This window comes from Methanocaldococcus jannaschii DSM 2661 (assembly GCF_000091665.1).
Taxonomy (GTDB): Archaea; AGJL01; Methanococci; order Methanococcales; family Methanocaldococcaceae; genus Methanocaldococcus; species Methanocaldococcus jannaschii.
The window spans coordinates 549,615-571,406 of sequence record NC_000909.1; the positions used below are offsets into that span (position 1 = coordinate 549,615).

Annotated in this window: 22 protein-coding genes and 1 other RNA gene; 16 read left to right on the forward strand and 7 right to left on the reverse strand. The window is 30.2% G+C overall.

Translation table 11 applies throughout. The features are described 5' to 3' along the window. The first annotated feature begins 74 nt into the window (after positions 1-74). Positions 75-950, forward strand: coding sequence for a tetrahydromethanopterin:alpha-L-glutamate ligase (mptN, locus tag MJ_RS03280; RefSeq protein ID WP_010870125.1), 876 nt, complete (start codon positions 75-77; stop codon positions 948-950). Between the two features lie 4 nt (positions 951-954). On the opposite strand, the gene MJ_RS03285 is transcribed toward mptN, so the two are convergent. Both MJ_RS03285 and ftsZ read right to left on the reverse strand, forming a co-directional pair. Beyond that, on the reverse strand, positions 955-1,473 hold the full coding sequence (locus MJ_RS03285) for a helix-turn-helix domain-containing protein (protein WP_010870126.1): 519 nt from the start codon (positions 1,471-1,473) through the stop codon (positions 955-957). A 101-nt stretch (positions 1,474-1,574) separates the two neighbouring features. Next, positions 1,575-2,675 carry a cell division protein FtsZ gene (gene ftsZ, locus MJ_RS03290; RefSeq protein WP_064496560.1) on the reverse strand — a complete coding sequence of 367 codons (1,101 nt, stop codon included), beginning with the start codon at positions 2,673-2,675 and terminating at the stop codon, positions 1,575-1,577. Between the two features lie 251 nt (positions 2,676-2,926). Here ftsZ and ffs point away from each other — a divergent pair. From ffs to MJ_RS03365, 15 genes are all read left to right on the forward strand, one after another. Further along, positions 2,927-3,242, forward strand: an RNA gene (gene ffs / locus MJ_RS03295) — signal recognition particle sRNA. Positions 3,243-3,270: 28 nt separating this feature from the next. Next, positions 3,271-3,750, forward strand: a complete 480-nt coding sequence (locus MJ_RS03300; protein WP_064496561.1) for a metallophosphoesterase — start codon at positions 3,271-3,273, stop codon at positions 3,748-3,750. A 14-nt stretch (positions 3,751-3,764) separates the two neighbouring features. Then, on the forward strand, positions 3,765-3,941 hold the full coding sequence (locus MJ_RS03305; protein ID WP_010870129.1) for a 4Fe-4S binding protein: 177 nt from the start codon (positions 3,765-3,767) through the stop codon (positions 3,939-3,941). Between the two features lie 49 nt (positions 3,942-3,990). After that, positions 3,991-5,001, forward strand: coding sequence for an ATP-binding protein (locus MJ_RS03310; RefSeq protein WP_010870130.1), 1,011 nt, complete (start codon positions 3,991-3,993; stop codon positions 4,999-5,001). Between the two features lie 113 nt (positions 5,002-5,114). Continuing rightward, positions 5,115-5,723, forward strand: a complete 609-nt coding sequence (gene purO, locus MJ_RS03315) for an IMP cyclohydrolase (protein WP_064496562.1) — start codon at positions 5,115-5,117, stop codon at positions 5,721-5,723. Positions 5,724-5,753: 30 nt separating this feature from the next. Further along, positions 5,754-6,107: a hypothetical protein gene (locus MJ_RS03320; protein ID WP_010870132.1), complete on the forward strand. Its 354-nt coding sequence runs from the start codon at positions 5,754-5,756 to the stop codon at positions 6,105-6,107. After that, on the forward strand, positions 6,100-6,591 hold the full coding sequence (locus MJ_RS03325) for a hypothetical protein (protein ID WP_244409482.1): 492 nt from the start codon (positions 6,100-6,102) through the stop codon (positions 6,589-6,591). The genes MJ_RS03320 and MJ_RS03325 overlap by 8 nt, the downstream gene beginning before the upstream one ends. Before the next feature lies 1 nt (position 6,592). Further along, positions 6,593-7,237 (forward strand): TIGR00153 family protein, encoded by a 645-nt coding sequence (locus tag MJ_RS03330; protein WP_010870134.1) that lies wholly within the window; start codon positions 6,593-6,595, stop codon positions 7,235-7,237. 20 nt (positions 7,238-7,257) lie between these two features. Further along, a complete protein-coding gene (locus tag MJ_RS03335; RefSeq protein ID WP_010870135.1) occupies positions 7,258-8,151 on the forward strand; it encodes an inorganic phosphate transporter in 894 nt (297 codons plus the stop codon). After that, complete coding sequence (gene hycI, locus MJ_RS03340) at positions 8,151-8,660, forward strand: hydrogenase maturation peptidase HycI (protein WP_010870136.1); 510 nt, start codon at positions 8,151-8,153, stop codon at positions 8,658-8,660. The genes MJ_RS03335 and hycI overlap by 1 nt, the downstream gene beginning before the upstream one ends. Positions 8,661-8,676: 16 nt before the next feature. After that, a complete protein-coding gene (locus MJ_RS03345; protein WP_010870137.1) occupies positions 8,677-9,768 on the forward strand; it encodes an ATP-binding protein in 1,092 nt (363 codons plus the stop codon). A 140-nt stretch (positions 9,769-9,908) separates the two neighbouring features. Then, positions 9,909-12,734, forward strand: coding sequence for a leucine--tRNA ligase (gene leuS, locus MJ_RS03350; RefSeq protein WP_064496564.1), 2,826 nt, complete (start codon positions 9,909-9,911; stop codon positions 12,732-12,734). A 356-nt stretch (positions 12,735-13,090) separates the two neighbouring features. Then, positions 13,091-14,953, forward strand: coding sequence for a KamA family radical SAM protein (locus tag MJ_RS03355; RefSeq protein ID WP_010870139.1), 1,863 nt, complete (start codon positions 13,091-13,093; stop codon positions 14,951-14,953). 228 nt (positions 14,954-15,181) lie between these two features. Beyond that, the gene (locus MJ_RS03360; protein ID WP_244409484.1) at positions 15,182-16,024 is read left to right on the forward strand and encodes a hypothetical protein; all 843 of its coding nucleotides are present in this window, start codon (positions 15,182-15,184) and stop codon (positions 16,022-16,024) included. Positions 16,025-16,281: 257 nt separating this feature from the next. Continuing rightward, entirely contained in the window at positions 16,282-17,457 is a 1,176-nt protein-coding gene (locus tag MJ_RS03365) for an NAD(P)/FAD-dependent oxidoreductase (protein WP_064496565.1), read from the forward strand. Between the two features lie 21 nt (positions 17,458-17,478). Here the strand turns inward: MJ_RS03365 and pheA are convergent, their stop codons facing one another. The 5 genes from pheA to MJ_RS03390 form a co-directional block, all read right to left on the reverse strand. Then, entirely contained in the window at positions 17,479-18,297 is an 819-nt protein-coding gene (gene pheA, locus MJ_RS03370; RefSeq protein WP_010870142.1) for a prephenate dehydratase, read from the reverse strand. Further along, entirely contained in the window at positions 18,294-18,971 is a 678-nt protein-coding gene (locus MJ_RS03375; RefSeq protein ID WP_010870143.1) for a class I SAM-dependent methyltransferase, read from the reverse strand. Before MJ_RS03375 ends, pheA begins: the two co-directional genes overlap by 4 nt. Continuing rightward, a complete protein-coding gene (locus MJ_RS03380; RefSeq protein ID WP_064496566.1) occupies positions 18,968-19,255 on the reverse strand; it encodes a hypothetical protein in 288 nt (95 codons plus the stop codon). Before MJ_RS03380 ends, MJ_RS03375 begins: the two co-directional genes overlap by 4 nt. Positions 19,256-19,284: 29 nt before the next feature. Beyond that, positions 19,285-20,259, reverse strand: coding sequence for a methanogenesis marker 2 protein (locus tag MJ_RS03385; protein ID WP_010870145.1), 975 nt, complete (start codon positions 20,257-20,259; stop codon positions 19,285-19,287). A gap of 158 nt (positions 20,260-20,417) precedes the next feature. Next, entirely contained in the window at positions 20,418-21,665 is a 1,248-nt protein-coding gene (locus tag MJ_RS03390; RefSeq protein WP_064496567.1) for a phosphoglycerate kinase, read from the reverse strand. Between the last annotated feature and the right edge of the window lie 127 nt (positions 21,666-21,792).

The window sequence follows — 21,792 nt, forward strand, 5'->3', positions numbered from 1 at the left end:
TACATAACATACTTATAATTAATTGTTATATACTTCATTAATATTTAACTGTTTAGTTATATAAGGGGATAGTAATGAAACTTGGTATAATTACCATAGAAAGAGATGCTGTAGTCAATGATTTAATAAAATCCTGTGAAAAGTATGAAGTAGATTATAAAGTTATAACCCCTTCAAATATTGTAGCTGGATTTAATTTGGATTTTAAATTAAAATATTACAAGTCATTTTTAGATGAATTAGATTGCTGTTTTGTTAGAAATCTTGGCTGGGATAGTTTTTTTAGATTTGATGTCTTAAAGTATTTAAATCATTATATTCCCGTTATAAATCCTCCAGATGGAATAGATAGGGCATCAAATAAGTTTTTAACCTCTGTATTTCTTGAATTAAATAATCTCCCACAACCAAAGACTGTTGTTACTGAAAGTATAAATGAAGCAATTGTCTGGATAGATAAATTTGAAGAAGCAGTTTTAAAACCAATATTTGGATGTGGTGGGGAGGGAATTGTTAGGGTTAAAAAAGAACTGCCAATATCTACTAAGTTAAAGATTTTAAATGAATTTAAAGAAAAATATAATACCTTCTATATCCAGGAATTTATAAAACCAGTAAGAAATGAACATAGAGATATAAGGGCTTTTGTAGTTGATGATGAGGTCGTTGCGGCAATGTATAGGATTGGAGGAGAAAATTGGAAAAACAATGTTTCTCAGGGAGGAAGAGTTGAGAAATGTGAAATAACTGAAGAAATTGAAAAATTGGCTTTAAAAGCAAAAAATGCTCTTGGTTTATTTTATGCTGGAGTTGATTTAATTGAGTCAGAAGATGGTTTAAAAGTTTTAGAAGTAAATTCAACACCATCTTGGATTGGATTATCTAAGGTCTCTGAGGTTAATATAGCCGATAAACTCTTAGAAAAAATAATTCAATATGTTAAATCTTAATATATTATTCATTTATTTTCTTTGCAATTATTTCTAATGCTTTCATAAACGCATCCTTTTCTGGAATAATAACAGCTACAGGGACATTAACGATTTTTTCAATAGTTGCACTAACAATAGGAGCACAAACTATGCCCTTAACCCCTTCTCTTTCAGCTCTAACAGCTGCAACAATACACTCCTCCAAAGAATTGGCTGGATACTCTTTTATTAAATAACTTTTTCCATTAATCCCTATCTTCCTTGTCGTAATTTTATTTAGGGCAGGTCTTGCGGCAATAATTGCTATTGTATCAATATTCTCATCCTTTTCAAAAGACCTTATCGTCTTTAAAATCTTTATTAGAGTTGAGACCCTAAAATCCTTCCCCTGAATAACTTTGTATAATGTGCTGTATGGAATCCCTGAAATTTCAGAAAATTCCTTTAAAGTTAAGCCCAACTCAAGCAAAATTCTTTTAAATTCTTCAACAAATTTCTCTTGGGACTCTATCTTTAATAACAATCTTTCGCATGCCTTCATAAATAACCCCTTTAAAGAATAAAAAATTTAAAAAATTTATTAAAAAATTTAAAAGTTAAAAATTAAAATTTTAAAATAAATCCAAATCAATTTAATTAAATTTATACTATAAAGTCAATACCTCCTATTTTACGTTCTTTTCTTTGACTTTGTTCTTTTGAAACTTTTGGAATTATTCTTTTCGGCTTTGTGTCTTTCCCTACAATGTTTGGAGATTTAACTCCGGTAATTATCGCCATAACTCTAATACAGCCCTCCATTTCAGGGTCTATTCTTGCTCCCCATATAACATTTGCCTCTGGGTCAAGTTCTTTTGTAATTCCTTCTCCAATATCATTTGCCTCTTTTAATGTCAAATCTGGCCCACCAGTTATATGAATTAAAGCTCCTTTAGCTCCTCTATAATCAACATCCAATAATGGACAGCTTAAAGTTTCTCTAACAACATTTTGCACTCTATCTCCTCTGTCACTGCTATCAACTTCCCCAACACCAATCATCGCTACGCCTCCACCACTCATCACTGCCTTAACATCTGCAAAATCAATGTTTATTAAACTTGGAACAGCAATAGTTTCAGTTATTCCCTTAACGGCTTGAGCTATAATTTCATCAGCTACTTTAAATGCATCATTTATAGGTAAATTTGGAACTAAGTCTAAGAGTTTATTGTTATCTATAATAATTACAGTGTCACAAACCTCTGACATTCTTGCAATTCCTTCATCTGCTTTTTTCATTCTTGCCCTCTCAATTTTAAATGGATATGTTACAACTCCAACTACTATAGCACCATTTTCTTTAGCCACCTCAGCCACAACAGGAGCTGAACCTGTCCCAGTTCCACCACCCATTCCTGCTGTAACAAAAACTAAATCAGCTCCTTTTAACTGCTCTTCCAATATATTTTTAGCCATTTCAGCGGCTTTCCTACCAATTTCTGGATAACCACCAGCTCCTAAACCTCTTGTTAATGTAGCTCCAATTAAAATTTTCTTATCTGCCTGTATAACTTCTAAGTGCTGTTTATCAGTGTTAATTGCAATCGTTTCTGCTCCTTGAATACCTATCTCCATTAACCTATTAATTGTGTTATTTCCAGCTCCACCACAACCAACTACTACGATTCTTGCTTCTCCAAACTCATCTTTTAAATATCTGGTTGTATCACTTCTTGATAAGGCATCTTTTACGAGTTTCATAATTATCATCCTTAAATTCCTAATGTTGAATTTATAAATCATTTCCCATTTCTCATAAATTACACATAATAACCTTGCAAACCAATAAGTTAAGGTTAAATCAATACCCATTTAGTTAGTTGTAAAAAACTATACAAAATTTACTTTATATTTTTCAATTATATATACTTTAACTTAAAAATTAATGTGATAAACTTCTACGCACCACCACAAACTATATATAAAAAGTCCTATTATATTATTAATTGGTGTGCATGGCTAGGCCGGGGGGTTGGGCGTCCCCTGTAACCCGAAATCGCCCTTATGCGGGGGCCGAAAACTTGGGGGCGGCATGTCCTCCAGTCCTTCCTTCCCAGACTCCTCGATGAGGTCTCGTCCCGTGGGGCTCGGCGGTGGGGGAGCATCTCCTGTAGGGGAGATGTAACCCCCTTTACCTGCCGAACCCCGCCAGGCCCGGAAGGGAGCAACGGTAGGCAGGACGTCGGCGCTCACGGGGGTGCGGGACGGAGAAGGAATCTGGGGGCGAGGGAGGACTGGAGGACATGCCCACCCCAAGGAAGCCATGCACACCACTTTTTTTATTTTAGGTGGGACTATGCTTATTGGGGTTATCTCTGACACCCATCTCTATGATAGAGCTTTTGAATTACCAAAAGCTGTTTTTGATGAGTTTTCAAATGTGGATTTAATTATTCACTGTGGAGATGTAACTGATAAAGAAATTTTAGACTCATTAAAAGATTTAGCTAAGGTTGTTGCTGTTAAAGGAAATATGGATTATTTAAATTTACCAAGAAAAGAGATTTTAGAGATAAATGATATTAAGATAGGAGTTATTCATGGAGATGTAGTTTATCCAAGGGGGGATAGATTAAAATTGAGGTTGTTAGGTAAAGAGATGGGAGTTGATGTTTTAATATCTGGACACACCCACACACCATTTATAGATGATTGTAGAGATATTTTATTATTAAATCCTGGTTCTCCAACAGTCCCAAGATGTCCTCTAAAATCTATTATGAAGTTAAGTGTTGAGGATAAGTTGGAGGCTAAATTAATCCCAATAGAAGAATAATATTTGGTGCTACAATGGGGATAAAGATATTAGAGAAATGTGTTGGTTGTGGGAACTGTGTTGTATTTTGCCCAAGAAGAGCAATAAAAACCTATGGAGTTGCTATAGTTGATGAAAATAAATGCTCAAATTGTGGGATTTGTGCAAGGTATTGTCCTATAAATGCCATAAAAGTAGATACCTCATTATAAGAGCTAAACAGATTTTAAACAAACATTATATATCTTTTTTGGTGATATTATGAAATTCTATAATAGAGAGAAAGAGCTGAATTATTTAAAAACCTATTGTCAATTAGATCCAAACTCTATTTTATTTGTTTATGGCCCTAAATCATCTGGTAAATCAACTGTAATGAGAAGAGTTATTAAAGAGTTAGAAGATAGTAATATAGTGTTTTTCTATTATAATCTAAGGAAGTATGCAACCTATAGCAAAGAAGAATTTTTAAGAGTATTTTTTGAGAAGTCAGAAAAAAAATATCTGCTAAATAAGTTAGAACTTAACTTGGGAGTTTTTAAGTTTGGTGTTGAGGAGAACTTTGATTTTAATAACTTAAAACTAAATGATGTCTTTGCAAAGATAAATGAGAGTATAAATGCTGTTGTAGAAGATGGAAAGAAACCAGTTTTGATAATTGATGAGTTGCAGAAGTTGAAAAATATTTATTTTAACGGTGGTAAGTCATTGTTAAATGAATTGTTTAATCTCTTCGTCTCTCTAACTAAAATGGAGCATTTATGCCATGTTATTTGTTTAACCTCTGATACATTGTTTATAGAGGAGATTTATCAAAGTTCAACTTTAGAGAATACTTCAAAGTATTATTTAATTGATTGGTTAAGAAAAGGAACTATAAGAAATATTTTGAAAGAGGAGGGGTTTAGTGAAGAAGAGATTAATTATTGTTTAGATTATTTATCTCTACCTTATGAAATAGTTGATTTGATTGAGAATAAAAAATTAGGTTTGTCTGTTGAAGAGACAATAAGGCAATGGATTAATATTGAGAAGGATAAAATAAAGTATTTAATAGATACAACTGATTTGGATGAAGAGGAGCTTTATAAAGTTTTATCTAAATTTAAGGACAAAATAAAAATCTCTTATGAAAAAGAAGTTAAAAAAGAGGAGATGAAGTATTTTAAGTTTTTAATTAAAAATGAGATTTTATTTTATGATGTTATTAATGGAATTATTAAGCCAACCTCTGTAAAGAAATGGTATGCTATAAGAGAGATTTTGAAATAAAGTTAAGATTTTAAGGCTAAACCTAAAAGATTTTTTATTATGTAATGAAACCATTAAGGTTTTAAAATACTCAAAACAATATAAATGCTATTATGGTAGGGAGAGGTGAATTTATGTATATTGGAAGATTCTTAGTTGTTGGAAAAACTAAAGAAGGAAAACCATTCGCTGCCTATAGAGTCTCAAGTAGAAGCTTTCCAAACAGAGAGGCAAAGAAAATGGATGACAATACAGTTGCAATAATTCCAAAGGATTTGAATGAGATGTTTAAAAACCCATATATCACATACAATTGCATAAAGGTTATTGATAAAACGATTGTTGTTTCTAACGGAACACATACTGACTTTATAGCTGAAAAATTGCACTTTGGAAAGAGAGATGCGTTAGCTTACGTATTGGCAGTTATGGACTATGAAAAAGATGATTATAAGACCCCAAGGATTGCGGCTATTTTAGATGAAAACGAATGCTATATGGGTTATGTTGCTCATGATGACATTAGAGTTAAGAAAGTTGAACTAAAAGATGGGAAAGGCTATTATTTGGGAGTTTATAACGCCTGTAAAATAGATGAAAACCAGATTATAGATATTAAAGGAGAGACAGCTGAAGAGATAGCAGATTATATATTAAATTATGAGGAATTTGAGCATCCTGTTGCATGTGCTGTTGCTGTTATTGATAAAGATGGGATAAAAATAGCTACTAAGGGCAAATAATAATTTTTTATAATACTTTTTGGTGAAATTATGGAAATTGATGTTAAAAGCCCAGATTTAATTATCAATACTATAAGAGGTAATGAGAAAATATATTTTGATAAATCAATATTTGAAGAGAGCTTGGACAATAAGTTTGAAATTATTCAATATCTTATGAAAATTCTTGAAAGATTTTTGAAAATCTATGATAATCATATAAAAGAAATAAAACTGCTCATAGATTCTGAAAATCATCCAGAACCGCATTTAATAGTTGTTATAAAATTTAAAAACAAAGAAAATATCTTTAAAATTTCAGAACAGATTGAAAACAAAATATACGAAAATCCAAAATCTAAAAATGTTTTAGTTTATCCCATTACAGGTGGGACAGATGTTTAATCCCTTAGATTTTGTATATATTGCTGAATTCTTAGAAGAATCAAAAGTAGATAAAAAAGAGGCAAAAAATCGAACAATTATTGGGAGATACTATTATGCGTCATTTCTATTTTTAAGAGGGATTTTAAAAGAAAATTTAAAAAATTACAACTCAAAAGAGGCAAAAGAATTTTTATATTTAATTGAACTGTCTAATTCTCATAAAATTATTTTAGATTTTCTTAATGTGCTTAAAAAAGAAGATGGAAAATTTAGAAGAGTTTATAATGCCTTATCTATTTTGAGAGATTTAAGAAATGCATCAGATTATGAATTAGAAAGTCCAGCAAGAGTTAAATCCATTAAAGAAATGGTTGATTTTAATGATGATTATTACGTTGAATTATCTAAAAATAAATACAAAATTATTGTAAATTCAAAATCAGATGTTGAAAATATTTTAAAAGATAGAAGTAAAATAGATAAAATACTAAGAAAAATCTAAAATGGATGTGATTACTATGTCTATTTTTTTATTTGAGAGGGATAATGAGAAAAGTGTAATAGATAATCTTAGATTATTAATTCAGATGTCTCTTAAAAGCATTGAGCTATTAAAAGATTATATGAATTCCAAAGATGAAAAAATATTAAAAGAGATTATAAAAATAGAAGAGGAAGGAGATGAAACTACAAAAAATATAAGGATAAACTTAGAAAAGGCATTTTTACCAAATATGAGAAGAGAGTTATCAAGGTCTGCAGAGCTTTTAGATGAGACATTAGACAGCTTAAAACATGCCGCTATGTTATATGAGTTATTAAAGGAAGAGTTTGATGAGTATTTAAAAAATGAAATAGACCTTGTTTTAATGATTACCGTGGATATGTTTCAACACTTAGATAGAGTTTTAGATGTTATTGAAAAAGGTGGGGATTTAGACCCAATTATCAAAGAGATTAAAGACAAAGAAAAATTTATTGATGATGTTTATCAAAATAGGATTTATAAGTATTTAATAAATTTGGAAGTTGAATCATTTTGGGAGGGAAAAATTTTGTGTGATTTTATAGATAATATTGTTAATATTAGCGACTACATAGAAGATGTGGCTGATGAGTTACATATAATTTATTTACACACAAAATAAAATGAGTTTTAGATAAATGGGTGATTACTATAGAGATTTCTATAAATTTAGAGCTAATCATAAGTTTTTATTTATTGTTTATATTAGGGGCTAATAATGTTGCCAACGCTATAGGCACTGCCTATGCATCAAGAGCAACAACATATAGAAATCTGCTAATTTTATTTAGCATTTCAGTTATAATTGGTTCTTTATTTGCAAAAAATGTTGGAAGTACAGTTAATAGCTTATCTTCTGATGCTTTAACTGCTTTAATAATCTCTGCCTTAGTTATGACACTCTCAACATACAAAAAAGTGCCAATATCATTGCATACAGTTATTATATGCTCTCTAATTGGATTAAATTTTAACTCATCAAATCTATATGTATTTGGTGAGATATTATTAAGCTGGATATTATCTCCAATTATAGCTGTTGTTATTGCCTATATATTGTATTCAGCTTATGAAAAGATAGATATCTCAATTCTCAAAAAGATAACAATGATTAGATATTTTCTATTAATAAGTGCTGCTGTTGTAGCGTTCAACTTAGGAAGTAACGATTTACCAACTGTATTAGGAACATTTACAACATCCCAAATAATTTATATTATCGGAGCTATTTTTTTATGCTTGGGAGCTTATTTATACGGAAATAGGGTTTCAGAAACATTATCTATGATAACAAATTTGAGTGTTAGCTCTGCATTTATTGCCCAACTCTCTGGAGGTTTGGCAGTAACAATTTTTACTGCTTTAGGTATGCCAGTTTCAACGACTCAAGCAATTGTTGGTGGAATCTTAGGGGTTGGTTTAACTAAGGGAATAAAAACAGTAAGATGGAAAGTTTTAAAAAATATTATTTTTTGGTGGGTTGTAGCTCCAATAATAGCTTTAATAATTGGTTTTATAATAAATAGGATGATATAATGAAGGAAATGTTATTGGATAAACTAAAGAACTGCAAAAAATTGGTTATTATGGGCATTGGGAATGAGTTGAAAGGAGATGATGCTGTTGGCATTTATGTAGTTAAAAAATTGATGAGGTATTTTGGAGAAGAAAAAGAATTTATAAACATCAAAAATCTCTATTTAATAAATGCTGGAACTGTTCCTGATTTTTTTACAGATATTTTAAAAGAGATAAAACCAACTCATATTTTAATAATCGACTGTGCCCTAATGGATAAAGATGTTGGAGAGGTTAAGATTATAAAAGAGGATGAAATAATAAATTACAGTTTCTCAACTCATACATTGCCATTGTCTATAATAGTTAAATATTTAAAAAAATTTATAAATGCAGAAATAATTATTTTAGGAATTCAGCCAAAAATTATAGATTTTTGCCCTATATCTGAAGAGGTTAAATTATCTGGGGATAAATTAGTAAATACACTTATTGAGATTATAGAAGAGCTAAAATTAGCTAAATAAGATTAGGGGGTTTAAAATGAAATTCTTCAACAGAGAGAAAGAAATAGAGGAAATCCTGCATATTATTGAGTCAGAACCTCAAAGAATAAATTTTATCTTTGGCTCTATAAATTCTGGAAAAACTGCTTTAATAAATGAGATTATTAATAATAGATTAAATAAGGATAAGTATGTTGTGTTTTATTTTGATTTGAGGGAAATATTTATATCTAAGTATGATGACTTCATTGAAGTTTTGTTTGAGGAGTATGAAGAACCATTTATTGATAAAGTTAAGAGGTTATTTTTATCCCTAATTAAAGATTATCCAGATGTTATTAAGAGTTATGCTTTGTTAAACATTACAGGAGTTGTTGATAGCATTCCAATACCAAAAAATACCCTAAATGAATTGTTAAAAAAGAGGAATGTTAAAAATGTCTTTAGATATATAACTTCTGTATTAATCAAGATTAAAAGAGAAGGAAAACAACCAATAATTATTATAGATGAACTACAAAAAATAGGGGACTTAAAACTAAATGGATTTTTAATTTATGAGCTTTTTAATTACTTTGTCTCTCTAACTAAGCATAAGCATCTATGTCATGTTTTTTGTTTAAGCTCCGATAGCTTATTTATTGAGAGGGTTTATAATGAGGCAATGTTAGAAGGAAGATGCAAATATATTTTAGTTGATGATTTTGATAGGGAAACTGCTTTAAAGTTTATGGATTTTTTAGCAAAGGAGAATAATATTAACCTAACTAATGAAGATAAAGAGTTAATCTATAATTATGTAGGGGGAAAACCAATAGATATAATCTACGTTATTAATGAGATGAAATATAAGAAATTAGAAGATATCTTAACCTCAATGCTTAAAGAAGAAACCCAAAAACTAAAATACTTCTTAGAGAATGTTAAAGAAGAAGATGAAGAACTTTATAAAAAAGTTGTTGATGCATTAAAAATATTTAAAGATAGTTACGAAATTGAAGATATAAAAATACCTAAAAAACTTAGAGAATTTTTAGTTAAGAAAAACATCTTATTCTTAAATCCAATCGAAGGAACTTTAAAACCGCAGAGTTTTTTAGTGTGGAACGCTATAAAAAGAATATTGTAGAACTTTGTAGTTATAGTCCTTTGCAAAAGGGTTAAATTAATAAATGGAGTTTTAAACGCCTTATTAATATACCTTAATTATTTTAATAATGTAATGTTTTGTAAAAACTAAGTATTGAACATTAAAAATGAAAGGATGTGATGGTTATGATTGACTTTAAAGAGATTGAAAAGAAGTGGCAAAAAAGATGGGAAGAGGCAAAGATATTTGAAGCAAATCCAGATGATAGAGAGAAATTTTTTATAACTGCGGCATTTCCATATTTAAATGGAGTTTTGCATGCTGGACATTTAAGAACTTTCACTATCCCAGAGGTTGTTGCAAGATTCCAAAGAATGAAAAATAAAAACGTTTTATGGACTTTTGGTTATCATGTTACAGGAACACCAATCTTAGGTTTAGCTGAATTAATAAAAAATAGAGATGAAAAGACAATTTGGGCATATACTGAATTACATGGAATACCAAAAGAAGAGTTATTAGAACTAACAACACCAGAGAAAATTGTTGAATATTTCTCAAAGAAAGCTGAAGAAGCATTTAAAAGAATGGGATTTAGCTTAGATTGGAGAAGGAACTTTAAAACGGATGATAAAGTTTTTAACAAATTTATAGAATGGCAGTTCCACAAATTAAAAGAGAAAGGGTTAATTGTTAAAGGTTCTCACCCAGTTAGATACTGTCCAAGATGCGACAACCCTGTAGAAGACCACGACATATTAGTTGGAGAAAACGCAACTTTAGTTGAATACATCTTAATAAAATTCACAACAGAAGATGGCTGTATAATGCCAATGGCTACTTTAAGGCCAGAAACTGTCTTTGGAGTTACAAACGTTTGGGTTAATCCTGAAGCAACTTATGTAAAGGCAAAGGTCTATTTAGAGAAAGAAACTGAAAATGGGATTGAATTAATTGAGAATGGCATATGGATAATGGCAAAGGAGTGTGCTGAAAAATTAAAACACCAAGATAGAAAGATAGAGATTATTGAAGAATTTAAAGGAGAACAGCTTATAAATAAAAAAGTAAAAAACCCGGTGACAGGAAAAGAAGTTCCAATATTGCCAGCTAAGTTTGTAAAAACAAATATTGGAACTGGATGTGTCATGTCAGTTCCAGCACATGCACCTTACGACTACATAGCGTTAAGGGATTTAGGATTAGTTGATGAAATTGGTTTAATTCCATTAATTAACGTCCCTGGTTATGGAAAATATCCTGCAAAGGAAATTGTTGAAAAGATGGGTATTAAAAGTCAGGAAGAAGAGGATAAGTTAGAGGAAGCAACTAAAAAAATCTATAAAGATGAATTCCACAAGGGAGTTTTAAATGAAAACTGCTTAGATTATGAAGGAATTCCAGTTAGAGAGATTAAAGACAAATTAACAAAGGATTTAATTGATAAAGGTTTGGCAGAAATTATGTATGAATTTAGTGAAGAAAAGGTTATCTGTAGATGTGGAACCCCATGTATAGTTAAGATGGTTAAAGGACAATGGTTCATCAAATATTCAGATGAGAAGTGGAAAGAATTAGCTCACAAATGTATAGATAAGATGAGATTCATCCCAGAGAATTTAAGGCAGGTATTCCATGAGAAGATTGATTGGATGAAGGACAAGGCATGTGTTAGAAGAAGAGGTTTAGGAACAAAGTTCCCATTTGAAGAGGGATGGGTTATTGAATCTCTATCTGATTCAACAATTTATCCAGCATACTACACAGTAGCAAAATATATCAATCAGCATAATATAAAGCCAGAGCAATTGACTTTAGAGTTATTTGATTATGTGTTCTTAGGAAAAGGGGATGTTGATAAAATTGCTAAAGAGACAGGAATTCCAAAGGATATTATTGAAGGTATGAGAAAAGAATTTATCTACTACTATCCAGTTGATTGGAGATGTTCAGCTAAGGATTTGATTCCAAACCATTTAACATTCTATATCTTTAACCACGTTGCAATATTCCCAGAAGAGTTTTGGCCAAGAGGGATAGTAGTTAATGGTTATGTTACAATTGAAGGGAAAAAGTTATCTAAGTCAAAAGGTCCTGTATTGCCAGTTTTAGAAGTTGCTGAGAAATTTGGAGCTGACGTTGGTAGATTCTATATAACAACCTGTGCTGAACTACCACAAGATGCCGATATCAAGTTTAAAGAAATGGAAAATACCAAAAAAGTTTTAGAGAGGTTGTATTTATTTGCAAAAGAGATTGCTGAGAGAAGAGGAGAAACAGGAGAAGAATTCAGCTATATTGATAAATGGTTATTGAGTAGATTGTATAAAGCCGTTAAACAGTATGATGAATATATGGAAAACTTTGAGCTAAGAAAAGCTGGAATTTTGCTCTATCAGTTGTTGGATGACTTAAAATGGTATAGAAGAAGAGGAGGAAATAATATAAGAGTTTTAGAGGAGTTTTTAGAGGTTATAATAAAGCTGATGATGCCATTTACACCACATTTATGTGAAGAGATGTGGGAGATTTTAGGAAAAGAGGGCTTTGTTTCATTAGCAAAATTCCCAGAGGTTAAAGAGGAGTTTATAAATGATGAGATTGAGAAGGGAGAGGAGTATTTAAAAGCAGTTATGGAGGATATCAAAGAGATTATAAACGTTGCTAAGGTTCAGCCAAAGAGAATCTACTTATATACTGCAGATGATTGGAAATACGAGATATTGAAGATTATTAAAGAAAATGAAGGGAAGACTATTAAAGAATTAATGCCAATCATTATGAAAAATCCAGAATTTAGAAAGTATGGTAAGGAAATTCCAAAGTTAGTTAATCAATTAATAAAACTTAATGCAGAGATTATTAATGAGGTTGAGGTTTTAGAAAATGCCAAAGAGTTCTTAAAGAAAGAGGTTGGTGTTGAGGATATTATAATTAATGGAGAAGATAAGGCTAATAAAAAGAGAGTAGCCATTCCATTTAAACCAGCTATTTATCTTGAATAAAAATATTTATTCTTTATAATAAATATTTAGCTTTTACTTTTGAAATATTTTGTTTTCTTTTCTTAATCGTATATTTCTCATAAAATCTTTATCTAATACAACATAAAAATAAGAAATGGTCTTATTAACAATCTCAAATAATAAAAAAATTTTTATATGATTATCAACATTATTGATATGAGAAAATGCTAATTTTTAAAAGCTCTAAGTTTTTAGCTAAAGGAATTTTTCCTATTTTTATTTAAAGATTTGATGTAATTTTCGATGAAATTCTAACAAAAAAAGTTTATGAAGATGTTTGGAGGTCGTTAATAGAATATCAAATTATTTAAATTAAATGGTGTAGAGGTGATATTATGACAATAAAATCCATGACTGAGTATGAAACCATTAGTTATAAAACATTTTTGGACATATTTTCTCCACTTCCAGAGATTGGAGAAATTTTGGAAGAGAGTGAGAGTGTAGAAGAAGCGAGAGAGAAATTATTTGAATTTTGTAAAGAATTAGAGTGGGAAATTAGAATGGGAAGAATAAAGTTTGATAATGAAGTTGATAGATGGTTGGCTTTAAAGGCAATTGAAGTATTTTTAAACATAATATCCAAAGATAATGAGAGATTGGCAGGTTTCAGCACATTAGAATATTTATGGAAAGCATATAAGGGAGATGAAGAGGCTTTAAAAGAAATTAGGGAGGGGTTTATTGAAGAATTTAGACATTTATTCTTAGCAATGTCTGGAAAGGCAGATTATTCATTAGGGTTTTTAGGGAAGAGATTATTAGAAGAAGGAGTTAAATTTATTGATTTCAGCAAAATAAAAGGTAGAGAGGCAGGGATAGCGAGGTCTAATTTCTTAGACAAGGTTTATGAAATTATGAGGGAGTATATAAGCAGATATCCAAGTGGGTTAGATAAGAGAATTATCTTAAAGAGAAAAAAGAATAGAGAGATTTTAGAGGAATTTTTTGGAATAACTGACGAAGAGTGGTTTAATTACAAATGGCAATTTAAGAATGTATTGAGAGGTTTAAAAGGCGTTAAGATATTGAGAGAGTTAAGAGAGGTGACAAACTTTAAAATATCAGATGAAGATTTAGAGATTATTGAAAAAGCTGTAAAGAATGGCATACCATTTGGATTAACCCCTTATTATCTCCACTTATTTGACTTTGAAAACCCTTACGTTGAGGATTTGGCAGTTAGAAGGCAGGTTATTCCACCAGAGTGGTATGTTGAAAAGATGATTGAGCATAAAGAAGATAGGAACATAGCATTTGACTTCATGGGAGAGCATGACACTTCTCCAATAGATTTAGTAACAAGGAGATATGTAACTATAGCAATCATTAAGCCTTATGAATCCTGCCCACAGATTTGTGTCTATTGTCAAAGAAACTGGATGGTGCAAGATTTTGATGCTAAGGCGTTCCCAGGATGGGAGAAGGTTGAGAAAGCTTTAGATTGGTTTGCTGAACACGATTCAATGATTGAAATCTTAATTACAGGAGGAGACCCATTCAGCTTAAGCGATAAAGCTATCGAAAAAATGCTAAATAGAATAGCTGAGATGAACCACGTTGTAGGAGTTAGATTTGGAACAAGAACAATAGTAACTGCCCCAATGAGAATAACGGATGAATTAGCTGAGTTATTAGGAAGTTTTGAAAAGAGTTTGATGATTTCAACACATGTAGAGAGTTGTTATGAGATAACTCCAGAAGTTGCTGAGGCTGTTAAAAAGTTGAGAACAAATAATATCTACATCTATAATCAACATGTATTCCACAGATATGTAAGTAGGAGATTTGAAAACGTAGCTTTAAGAATTGCTTTAAAGAAGGTTGGAATTATTCCTTACTATACTTTTTATCCAAAAGGGAAGATGGAACATAAAGATTACTTGGTTCCAATAGCAAGATTAGCTCAGGAAGTTAAAGAGGAAGCAAGATTGCTTCCAGGTTCATTTAGAACAGATGAGCCAATATTCAACGTCCCAAGAATGGGGAAAAATCACTTGAGAGCATGGCAGGATAGAGAGTTAATAGCTATAAAGCCAAATGGAAGTAGGGTTTATTTAATGCATCCATGGGAGAAGGGGATATATCCAACTAAACTCTACACATATGAAGATGTTCCAATTAAGGAATACTTAGACAGTTTAAAAGAGATTGGAGAAAACATTGAGGAGTATAAAACAATATGGTATTATTATTAAACTTTCTACTTTTTTTATTCTAATTTATTTTATCTAATTTTTATCAATTGCGCACTCTTTTTTATTTATATTATTGTATTTATATAGTTAAATAAATTTATAGACGAAAAGTTTATATATTAGAATCGCAAATTTGTGGGGCTTCACAAATGGAGGTGATAATATGAAGAGATAGAAAAAAGCAGTGGGTTATAACTAATGATAACCTGTTAGGGGGAGGTGAAATTTATGAGAATAGTAAGAATATTGGCTATTTTATTAGCCCTAATTATAGGAACTTCATTGTGTGGATGTTTAAATGACAGTAAAAGTGAGGCGGATGAATTAATCAAAATGTTACCAGTTGATTATAATGGCTTTGTATATGTGAATTTTAAAAATATTGAAGATAGCAAATATTCATCAGAGTACCGTTCAAAAATTTTGAATGCTTTAAGATTGGGAAATGCAAACGGTGAAAAGACAGGGATATATATCAACAAAACTAAAAGGATGATTTTTTCAGGCAGTGGTTATGATAGGTTCGTTATTATTATTGAAGGAGATTATGACTTTGATAAGTTTAAAAATCATCTCAAAGAAATTGGGGTAAATCCAGTAGAAGAGTATGGAGGATTTAAGATATATACAAAACCTAACGATGATAAAATTGCATTAACATTTTATAAGGATATGATAATTGCAGGGACTAAGCAGGGAGTTTATGACTGCATAAATGTAATTAATGGAGAGATGGATTCTTTATTGAAAAATAGAGAAGTTATGGAAATATATGATAGACTTCCATCAGATGCTTGTGTTTATGAAGTTAGTGGCACTTACAGCCCATGGTATAAAACAGTGGCAGAAGGAATGTCAATATCATTTGAAAATAACGACAGAGTTAAAGTTGTTAGAGTTGAAAAATACAAGGATGAAGAGACTGCAAAAGAAAAATATGAAGAGTTATTAAAGAAAAAAGATAGAGATAAAGAAGAAATGGAGAAAAAAGGAATTACTGCAGATATAAAATTGGATGGACAGTATTTAATTGTAACAGTAGAAGGTCCTGAAGATGAACTTAAAATCTAATTAAAATTTTTTAAATAATATCTATTTTCTTTTTATTTTCTTTTTAAGAGAAAGTTATTCTCATTTTTGCAGAAAAATAGCTTATTGCAATGGTATCGAAAGTTTTAGATAAGTTTTTGCATGGTTTTATTTCAATTGTTATTGTTGTTGTTCTTATTTTTTATTTGATTAAAAAATTTAATTGTAATTGTTATTAACCATTAACTTTATATTCAATAACATTAAACCAATTTTTAATTTTGTTATTTGGTGAAAGTATGACATTAAAGATAGCTGTTGTTGGAGCAGGTCCTGCAGGAAGAACATCGGCTATGTTTTTGGCAAAAAATGGCTTTGATGTTGATTTATTTGAAAAAGATAGAGTTGGAGGAACTTGTTTAAACTATGGATGCACATATATAACTGGATTAAGAGAAATGGCAGATATTATTAATAATTTAAGTATTTTAAAAGGAGAGAAGGTTCATTTAGAGGAAATAATTTCATTTAAAGAGTTGCAGGAAAAAATAAATAAAATTCAGGATAGAATTAGGAATAAATTAGAAAAAGAAACAAAAGAACTTGGAGTAAATATAAAATACAAAGAGTTTAAGAATAAGCATAAGAACGATTATGATTACATCATCTATGCAACTGGAAGAAATTATCCTTCCAATTATAATGGATATGAGGTTTTAACTCACAAAGATATACCAAATTTAAGAGAACTGCCAGAAAATATCTTAATTATTGGTGGAGGAGTTGTAGCTACCGAATATGCTTCAATATTTTCTGACTTTGGCTGTAATGTTGTTCTATACACAAGGTCTAAGATTTTGAAAGAGATTAAGGATGAGGAAATTAGAGATTACTTAATGAAGAAAGTTATAAACTTTAAAATAATCAATGACAAAGAAGAGCTTGAAAATCTGTTAAAGGATGAAAGTTATACAAAAATCTTAGCCATTGGTGGAAATGGCAGATTTAAGACAGATGATTACTTGAGGGTTTTAAATGAAGAGAAAGTTTATGCATGTGGAGATTGTTTAATCAACGGTGGAGGAAATACTCCAATATCAAGGATGGAGGGGAGAGTGGTAGCCCAAAATATCTACAATGAAATAAACAATAAGCCTCTAATAAAACCAAATTATGAATTAATTCCAAAGACTATAAGGCTGTCTTTAACTATATCTTATGTAGGGAAGCAGACAAATAATTATAAAACAATAAGAAGCTGTGTAGGGAAGGGGAATTTCTTTAAAGTTTTGAGTGGTGTTGGGATAAATAAAATCTATTATGAAGATGGAAAAATTGTTGGAGCTATAACCATGATGCCTTGTGCTGAAATTCTTCCATACTTCACTCAGTTAATTAGGGGGATAGATGTTTATAACAACTTCATGGAAGTTCATCCATCAACTGACATATTTTATAAAGAGTTCAGGTCATAAAAACAAAGAACAAAAAAATAATTAATCAAAAACTGGGTATTTTCCTAAAAGATTGATAAATGTTGTATGCCTCTCCAAAGATTTTAAAATTTCTTCTAACTTTTCCTTATTATTTTCAAAGTCAATGTAAAATATGTAAGTTCCCAACCTCTTTTTTGAAGGTCTTGACTCAATCCTTGTTAAATTTATATTTCTTTCAGCAAACTCCTTTAAAATATGATATAAAGCTCCAGGTTTATCTTCTTTTAACTCAAAAACAATTGAAACTTTATAATTTTTTGGATGATATTTAAATTTAACTTTTTTACCAATTAAAATAAACCTTGTCTTATTATTTTTATAATCTTCAATATTTTCATCCAATATTTTTAAATTATAATGTTCTGCAGATTCCTTTGAGCCAATAGCTCCTAAAGTTTCATCTTTACTTTCAGCAACAATTTTCACAGCCTTAGCTGTGCTTTCCACTGCTTTAACATCCCAACCGTGCTTTTTTATATAATTTCTACATTGAGCTAATGCCTGCGGATGAGAAATAACTGTCTTTATCTTATTTTTATCATAACCAATTAAATTGTGGTGTATATCCAAAGCTAACTCTCCTAATATTTTAATATCTTTAAATTGCAATAATAAATCTTGAGTTAAAGATACAGAACCTTCAATAGAGTTTTCTATTGGAACAACTCCTAAGCCATTGTTATCTACTCTTTCAAACACATCATATATGGAATTGCAATAATCTATTTTATAATCTCCATCAATGTAGTCTAAAAATTTCTTTGTAGCTTTTTCACTATACGTTCCTTTTGGTAATGTATAAATAACTGCTTTATTCATTCTTTCACCATCTCAATAATTAAAAACTGCCCTTTATTTTTAAAAATTTTTGAGAGTTTTTTATCCACTGGCTTCCAATATTCTATGATTTTTGATAAAATTATTGGTGGAGATATCTTAAAAATTGAAGGTAGGAAATATACTGAGTTTGAATAAACAATTTTAAAACCATCTATTTCAAAATCTTTAATAGATAATGGTTTATGGAAGATTTTGAAATCATTAAAAATTTCTTCTTTAATTAAACTATCTTTATTTACAACAACAACTATTAATTTTCCTTTATTTTTTAAAATCCTCCTTATTTCATTTAAAGCTTTTAAATAATTTACATGCTCTAAAACATTTATACATAAAACTAAATCAAACGTGTTATCTTTAAAAGGCAAATGTAAGATATTAGCACAAATCTTTCTCTCTTTGAGTTTAAATCTTTTGAGCAAATTTAATGATATATCCAAATATATAGTGTTGAAGTCTTTTGTTAAATTATAAAAAGCTCCAAAGCCACACCCACAATCTAAAACCAAAAAATCCTTTTTATTTTCAAATTTTTTTAACAATAAAGAGATTTCTTCAAAAATCAGCTCATCAGCAAAATTCATAAGAAGTTTTATATAGTTTGGGAAATCTTCTGGCTCCCACTTATCATAAAAATCTTTAACCTCCTTCATAGTATCTCACATGTCAGTGTATATATTATCTCATCCTCAAACAGCTTTTTAATTTTTTCTTTGATTTTATTAATCTCCTCTCCACTTAATTCTTCTCTTAACTCTTTATCAAGCATAAATCCGCATCTGTAATAATAGCCGTTCTCTGAAATTAAAGCCAGCTCTGGATATTCAACAGATAAGATTTTAACATCCTCTCCTAAAATTTTTAAAACTTCTTTAAATGCTTTTTCAAAGTTAAATCCTTCTCTTACATAAAAAACAGCATCTACAGCTAATTTCATAGTTTCACCATTAAAAATTATATTAAAAATTAACAACCACAAATAAACTCTTTCTCAAAATCAAAAACAACTTCTTTATTTTCACCATCCGTAATATACAATTTCTTTTCAGCTATAACCTCACCACATATCTCTGCAGTCATCTCAACATCTTCAAAAATATCTTTAATCTCTTTAAAGTTCTCTTCTTTTGCAGTTAAAACATATCCACTACCCGGATAAACTTTAAGCCAGTGGATTAAATCAATCTCTTCTGGTTTTGGAATTTTTGTTATATCAACAACTCCTCCTTTCCTTGAAACCTCTAATAACATCCCCAAAGTTCCAATAGCCCCTGGATTACTGATATCTTTGCATGAGTTAGCCAATTTATTCTCTGCAATTTGAACTAAAGCATCCATCTGGGCTCTAACTAATTTCTTTGATTTCATTGTTGTTGTATCCCAATTTAATGGAAATGATTTATAAATCTGCCCAACTAAATCATAGGCAAAGATAATCTTATCTCCAATTTTTGCATTATCACTTCTCAATATACAATCCTTTTTAGCAATGCCAGTTATAGAAACATCTAAAACATTGCACATAGCATCTGGATGTGTATGCCCTCCAACCATTGGCACTCCAAATTTTTTCACACCATCTTTAACTCCTTTTAAAACCTCTCTGCAAATATCTTTATCTTTTATACTTATTATATTAGTCATCCCTACACATTTTCCTCCCATTGCCGCTATGTCTTTACAATTAACTAAGACAGAGCAATAACCTGCCCACCATGGGTCTGCCTCTAAAAGCTTTCCCCAAATTCCATCAGCGGCTAATAAAATAGCATTATCTCCATCTATCCCTATAACAGCAGCATCATCACCAAAATCTACTATAATATCAAATTCATAATCCTCATCATTAAAATCAAACGTTTCAACAACATCTTTAATAGCTATCTTCCTTAAAATGCCCTCAAAGTTTCTTATTTCATTAACCACTTTTTTTAAATTCATAGAATCCCCTTTCTTTTTGGTAATATCGTCTTTTTAATTTTTAATACCATTTCTTTTAAAACTTTCGATTTGTTCTTATTTCACATATTTCCAATTTAAACTCAACAATAGAAAAAACTAGTAGAATATTAAAATTAAAAATTAAATTAATTTACTATTTATTGTCCCTTATATTTCTTATATGATTCCTTAAGCATCTCTATTACTGGCAATTTTTCTCCAGCTAAGAAATCTAAGGTTGCTCCACCTCCCGTACTAACATGGTCAATCTTATCAGCAATTCCAAATAATTCAGCAGCTGCAGATAAATGCCCTCCTCCAATAACTGAAAACCCTTTTGAGTTAGCTATCGCTTTCAACAGCTCTTCAGTTCCTTTTGCAAATGCCTCTTTTTCAAACACTCCCGCTGGACCATTGGCAACAATGGTTTTTGCTTCATTAATTATTTCACTGTAAAGTTCGATAGTTTTCTCCCCAATATCATTAATTAAATGTTCTACTTTTTCATCCTTATTTAAATCAGCTTCAACCCTCTCTTCATTAATATTTAGGGCTACATCAACAGGGACAACGATTTTATCTTCAAATTTATTTAACAACTCTTTAGCAATCTCTATTTGGCTTTTTAATCCAAGATTTTCAATAATATCCATATTTACGCCTAAATCATATCCCATAGCTACAAGGAAGATGTTAGCAACAATTCCTGAAGTTAAAACCTTATCAGCAGTTCCATTTTCTAAGACGTTTTTCATAACTCTTATTGAATCATCTGCCTTAGCTCCTCCCAAAACATAAACACAGGGCTTTTCTGGATTTTCTAAAACCTTTGATAAAACCCCAACCTCTCTCTCCATCAATCTTCCAGCAATCATTGGCATATAGTAAGAGAAACCAACTAATGATGGCTGAGCCCTGTGTGCAGCTGCAAAGGCATCATTAACAAAATAGTCAAATAATGGGGCTAATCTTTTAATTAAATTTGTCTCTGCCTGTTTTTTTGGAGTTATATTTTCCCATTTTTTCCAATCACTTAAAACCTCCTCAGAATAAAACCTAACATTCTCCAATAAAATGACATCTCCACATTTCATATTGATTATTGCCTCTCTTGCTGTAGAGCCTATAACTTCATCAATATACTCTACTTCTTTACCAATAACATCTGATAAAACCTTTGCATGGTTTTTTAATGTAGTAAAATCTTTCTTCCCTGGCCTACTTTGGTGAGCTAAGATAACAACCTTAGCACCTTTGTTTATAAGCTCTGTAATTGTGCTTTTTATTTCTCTAATCCTCTTATCATCTAAAATCTCTCCAGTGTTTGGGTCTATTGGACAGTTTATATCTACTCTCAAAACTACCCTCTTATCTTCAAAATTAAAGTCATCCAACGTCAAAAACATAATCATCCCTCTAAGATTTTTATGTTTTTAGAAGTTTTAATAGATTATCGTCATTTGTAGAAACTTTTCTTAGATATTTCCTAATTATCATTTTAAAGTTTTTAAGGTTTTTGCAGAAAGAATAAAT

Coding starts and splice junctions, on each gene's coding strand:
- MJ_RS03320 (WP_010870132.1), top strand. CDS start 5,754: ATGGAAATTGATGTTAAAAGCCCAGATTTAATTATCAATACTATAAGA.
- MJ_RS03360 (WP_244409484.1), top strand. CDS start 15,182: ATGAGAATAGTAAGAATATTGGCTATTTTATTAGCCCTAATTATAGGA.
- MJ_RS03380 (WP_064496566.1), bottom strand. CDS start 19,255: ATGAAATTAGCTGTAGATGCTGTTTTTTATGTAAGAGAAGGATTTAAC.
- MJ_RS03365 (WP_064496565.1), top strand. CDS start 16,282: ATGACATTAAAGATAGCTGTTGTTGGAGCAGGTCCTGCAGGAAGAACA.
- MJ_RS03375 (WP_010870143.1), bottom strand. CDS start 18,971: ATGAAGGAGGTTAAAGATTTTTATGATAAGTGGGAGCCAGAAGATTTC.
- MJ_RS03325 (WP_244409482.1), top strand. CDS start 6,100: ATGTTTAATCCCTTAGATTTTGTATATATTGCTGAATTCTTAGAAGAA.
- MJ_RS03390 (WP_064496567.1), bottom strand. CDS start 21,665: ATGTTTTTGACGTTGGATGACTTTAATTTTGAAGATAAGAGGGTAGTT.
- MJ_RS03385 (WP_010870145.1), bottom strand. CDS start 20,259: ATGAATTTAAAAAAAGTGGTTAATGAAATAAGAAACTTTGAGGGCATT.
- hycI (WP_010870136.1), top strand. CDS start 8,151: ATGAAGGAAATGTTATTGGATAAACTAAAGAACTGCAAAAAATTGGTT.
- MJ_RS03300 (WP_064496561.1), top strand. CDS start 3,271: ATGCTTATTGGGGTTATCTCTGACACCCATCTCTATGATAGAGCTTTT.
- MJ_RS03310 (WP_010870130.1), top strand. CDS start 3,991: ATGAAATTCTATAATAGAGAGAAAGAGCTGAATTATTTAAAAACCTAT.
- MJ_RS03285 (WP_010870126.1), bottom strand. CDS start 1,473: ATGAAGGCATGCGAAAGATTGTTATTAAAGATAGAGTCCCAAGAGAAA.
- purO (WP_064496562.1), top strand. CDS start 5,115: ATGTATATTGGAAGATTCTTAGTTGTTGGAAAAACTAAAGAAGGAAAA.
- ftsZ (WP_064496560.1), bottom strand. CDS start 2,675: ATGAAACTCGTAAAAGATGCCTTATCAAGAAGTGATACAACCAGATAT.
- MJ_RS03355 (WP_010870139.1), top strand. CDS start 13,091: ATGACAATAAAATCCATGACTGAGTATGAAACCATTAGTTATAAAACA.
- pheA (WP_010870142.1), bottom strand. CDS start 18,297: ATGAATAAAGCAGTTATTTATACATTACCAAAAGGAACGTATAGTGAA.
- MJ_RS03305 (WP_010870129.1), top strand. CDS start 3,765: ATGGGGATAAAGATATTAGAGAAATGTGTTGGTTGTGGGAACTGTGTT.
- mptN (WP_010870125.1), top strand. CDS start 75: ATGAAACTTGGTATAATTACCATAGAAAGAGATGCTGTAGTCAATGAT.
- MJ_RS03345 (WP_010870137.1), top strand. CDS start 8,677: ATGAAATTCTTCAACAGAGAGAAAGAAATAGAGGAAATCCTGCATATT.
- MJ_RS03330 (WP_010870134.1), top strand. CDS start 6,593: ATGGATGTGATTACTATGTCTATTTTTTTATTTGAGAGGGATAATGAG.
- leuS (WP_064496564.1), top strand. CDS start 9,909: ATGGTTATGATTGACTTTAAAGAGATTGAAAAGAAGTGGCAAAAAAGA.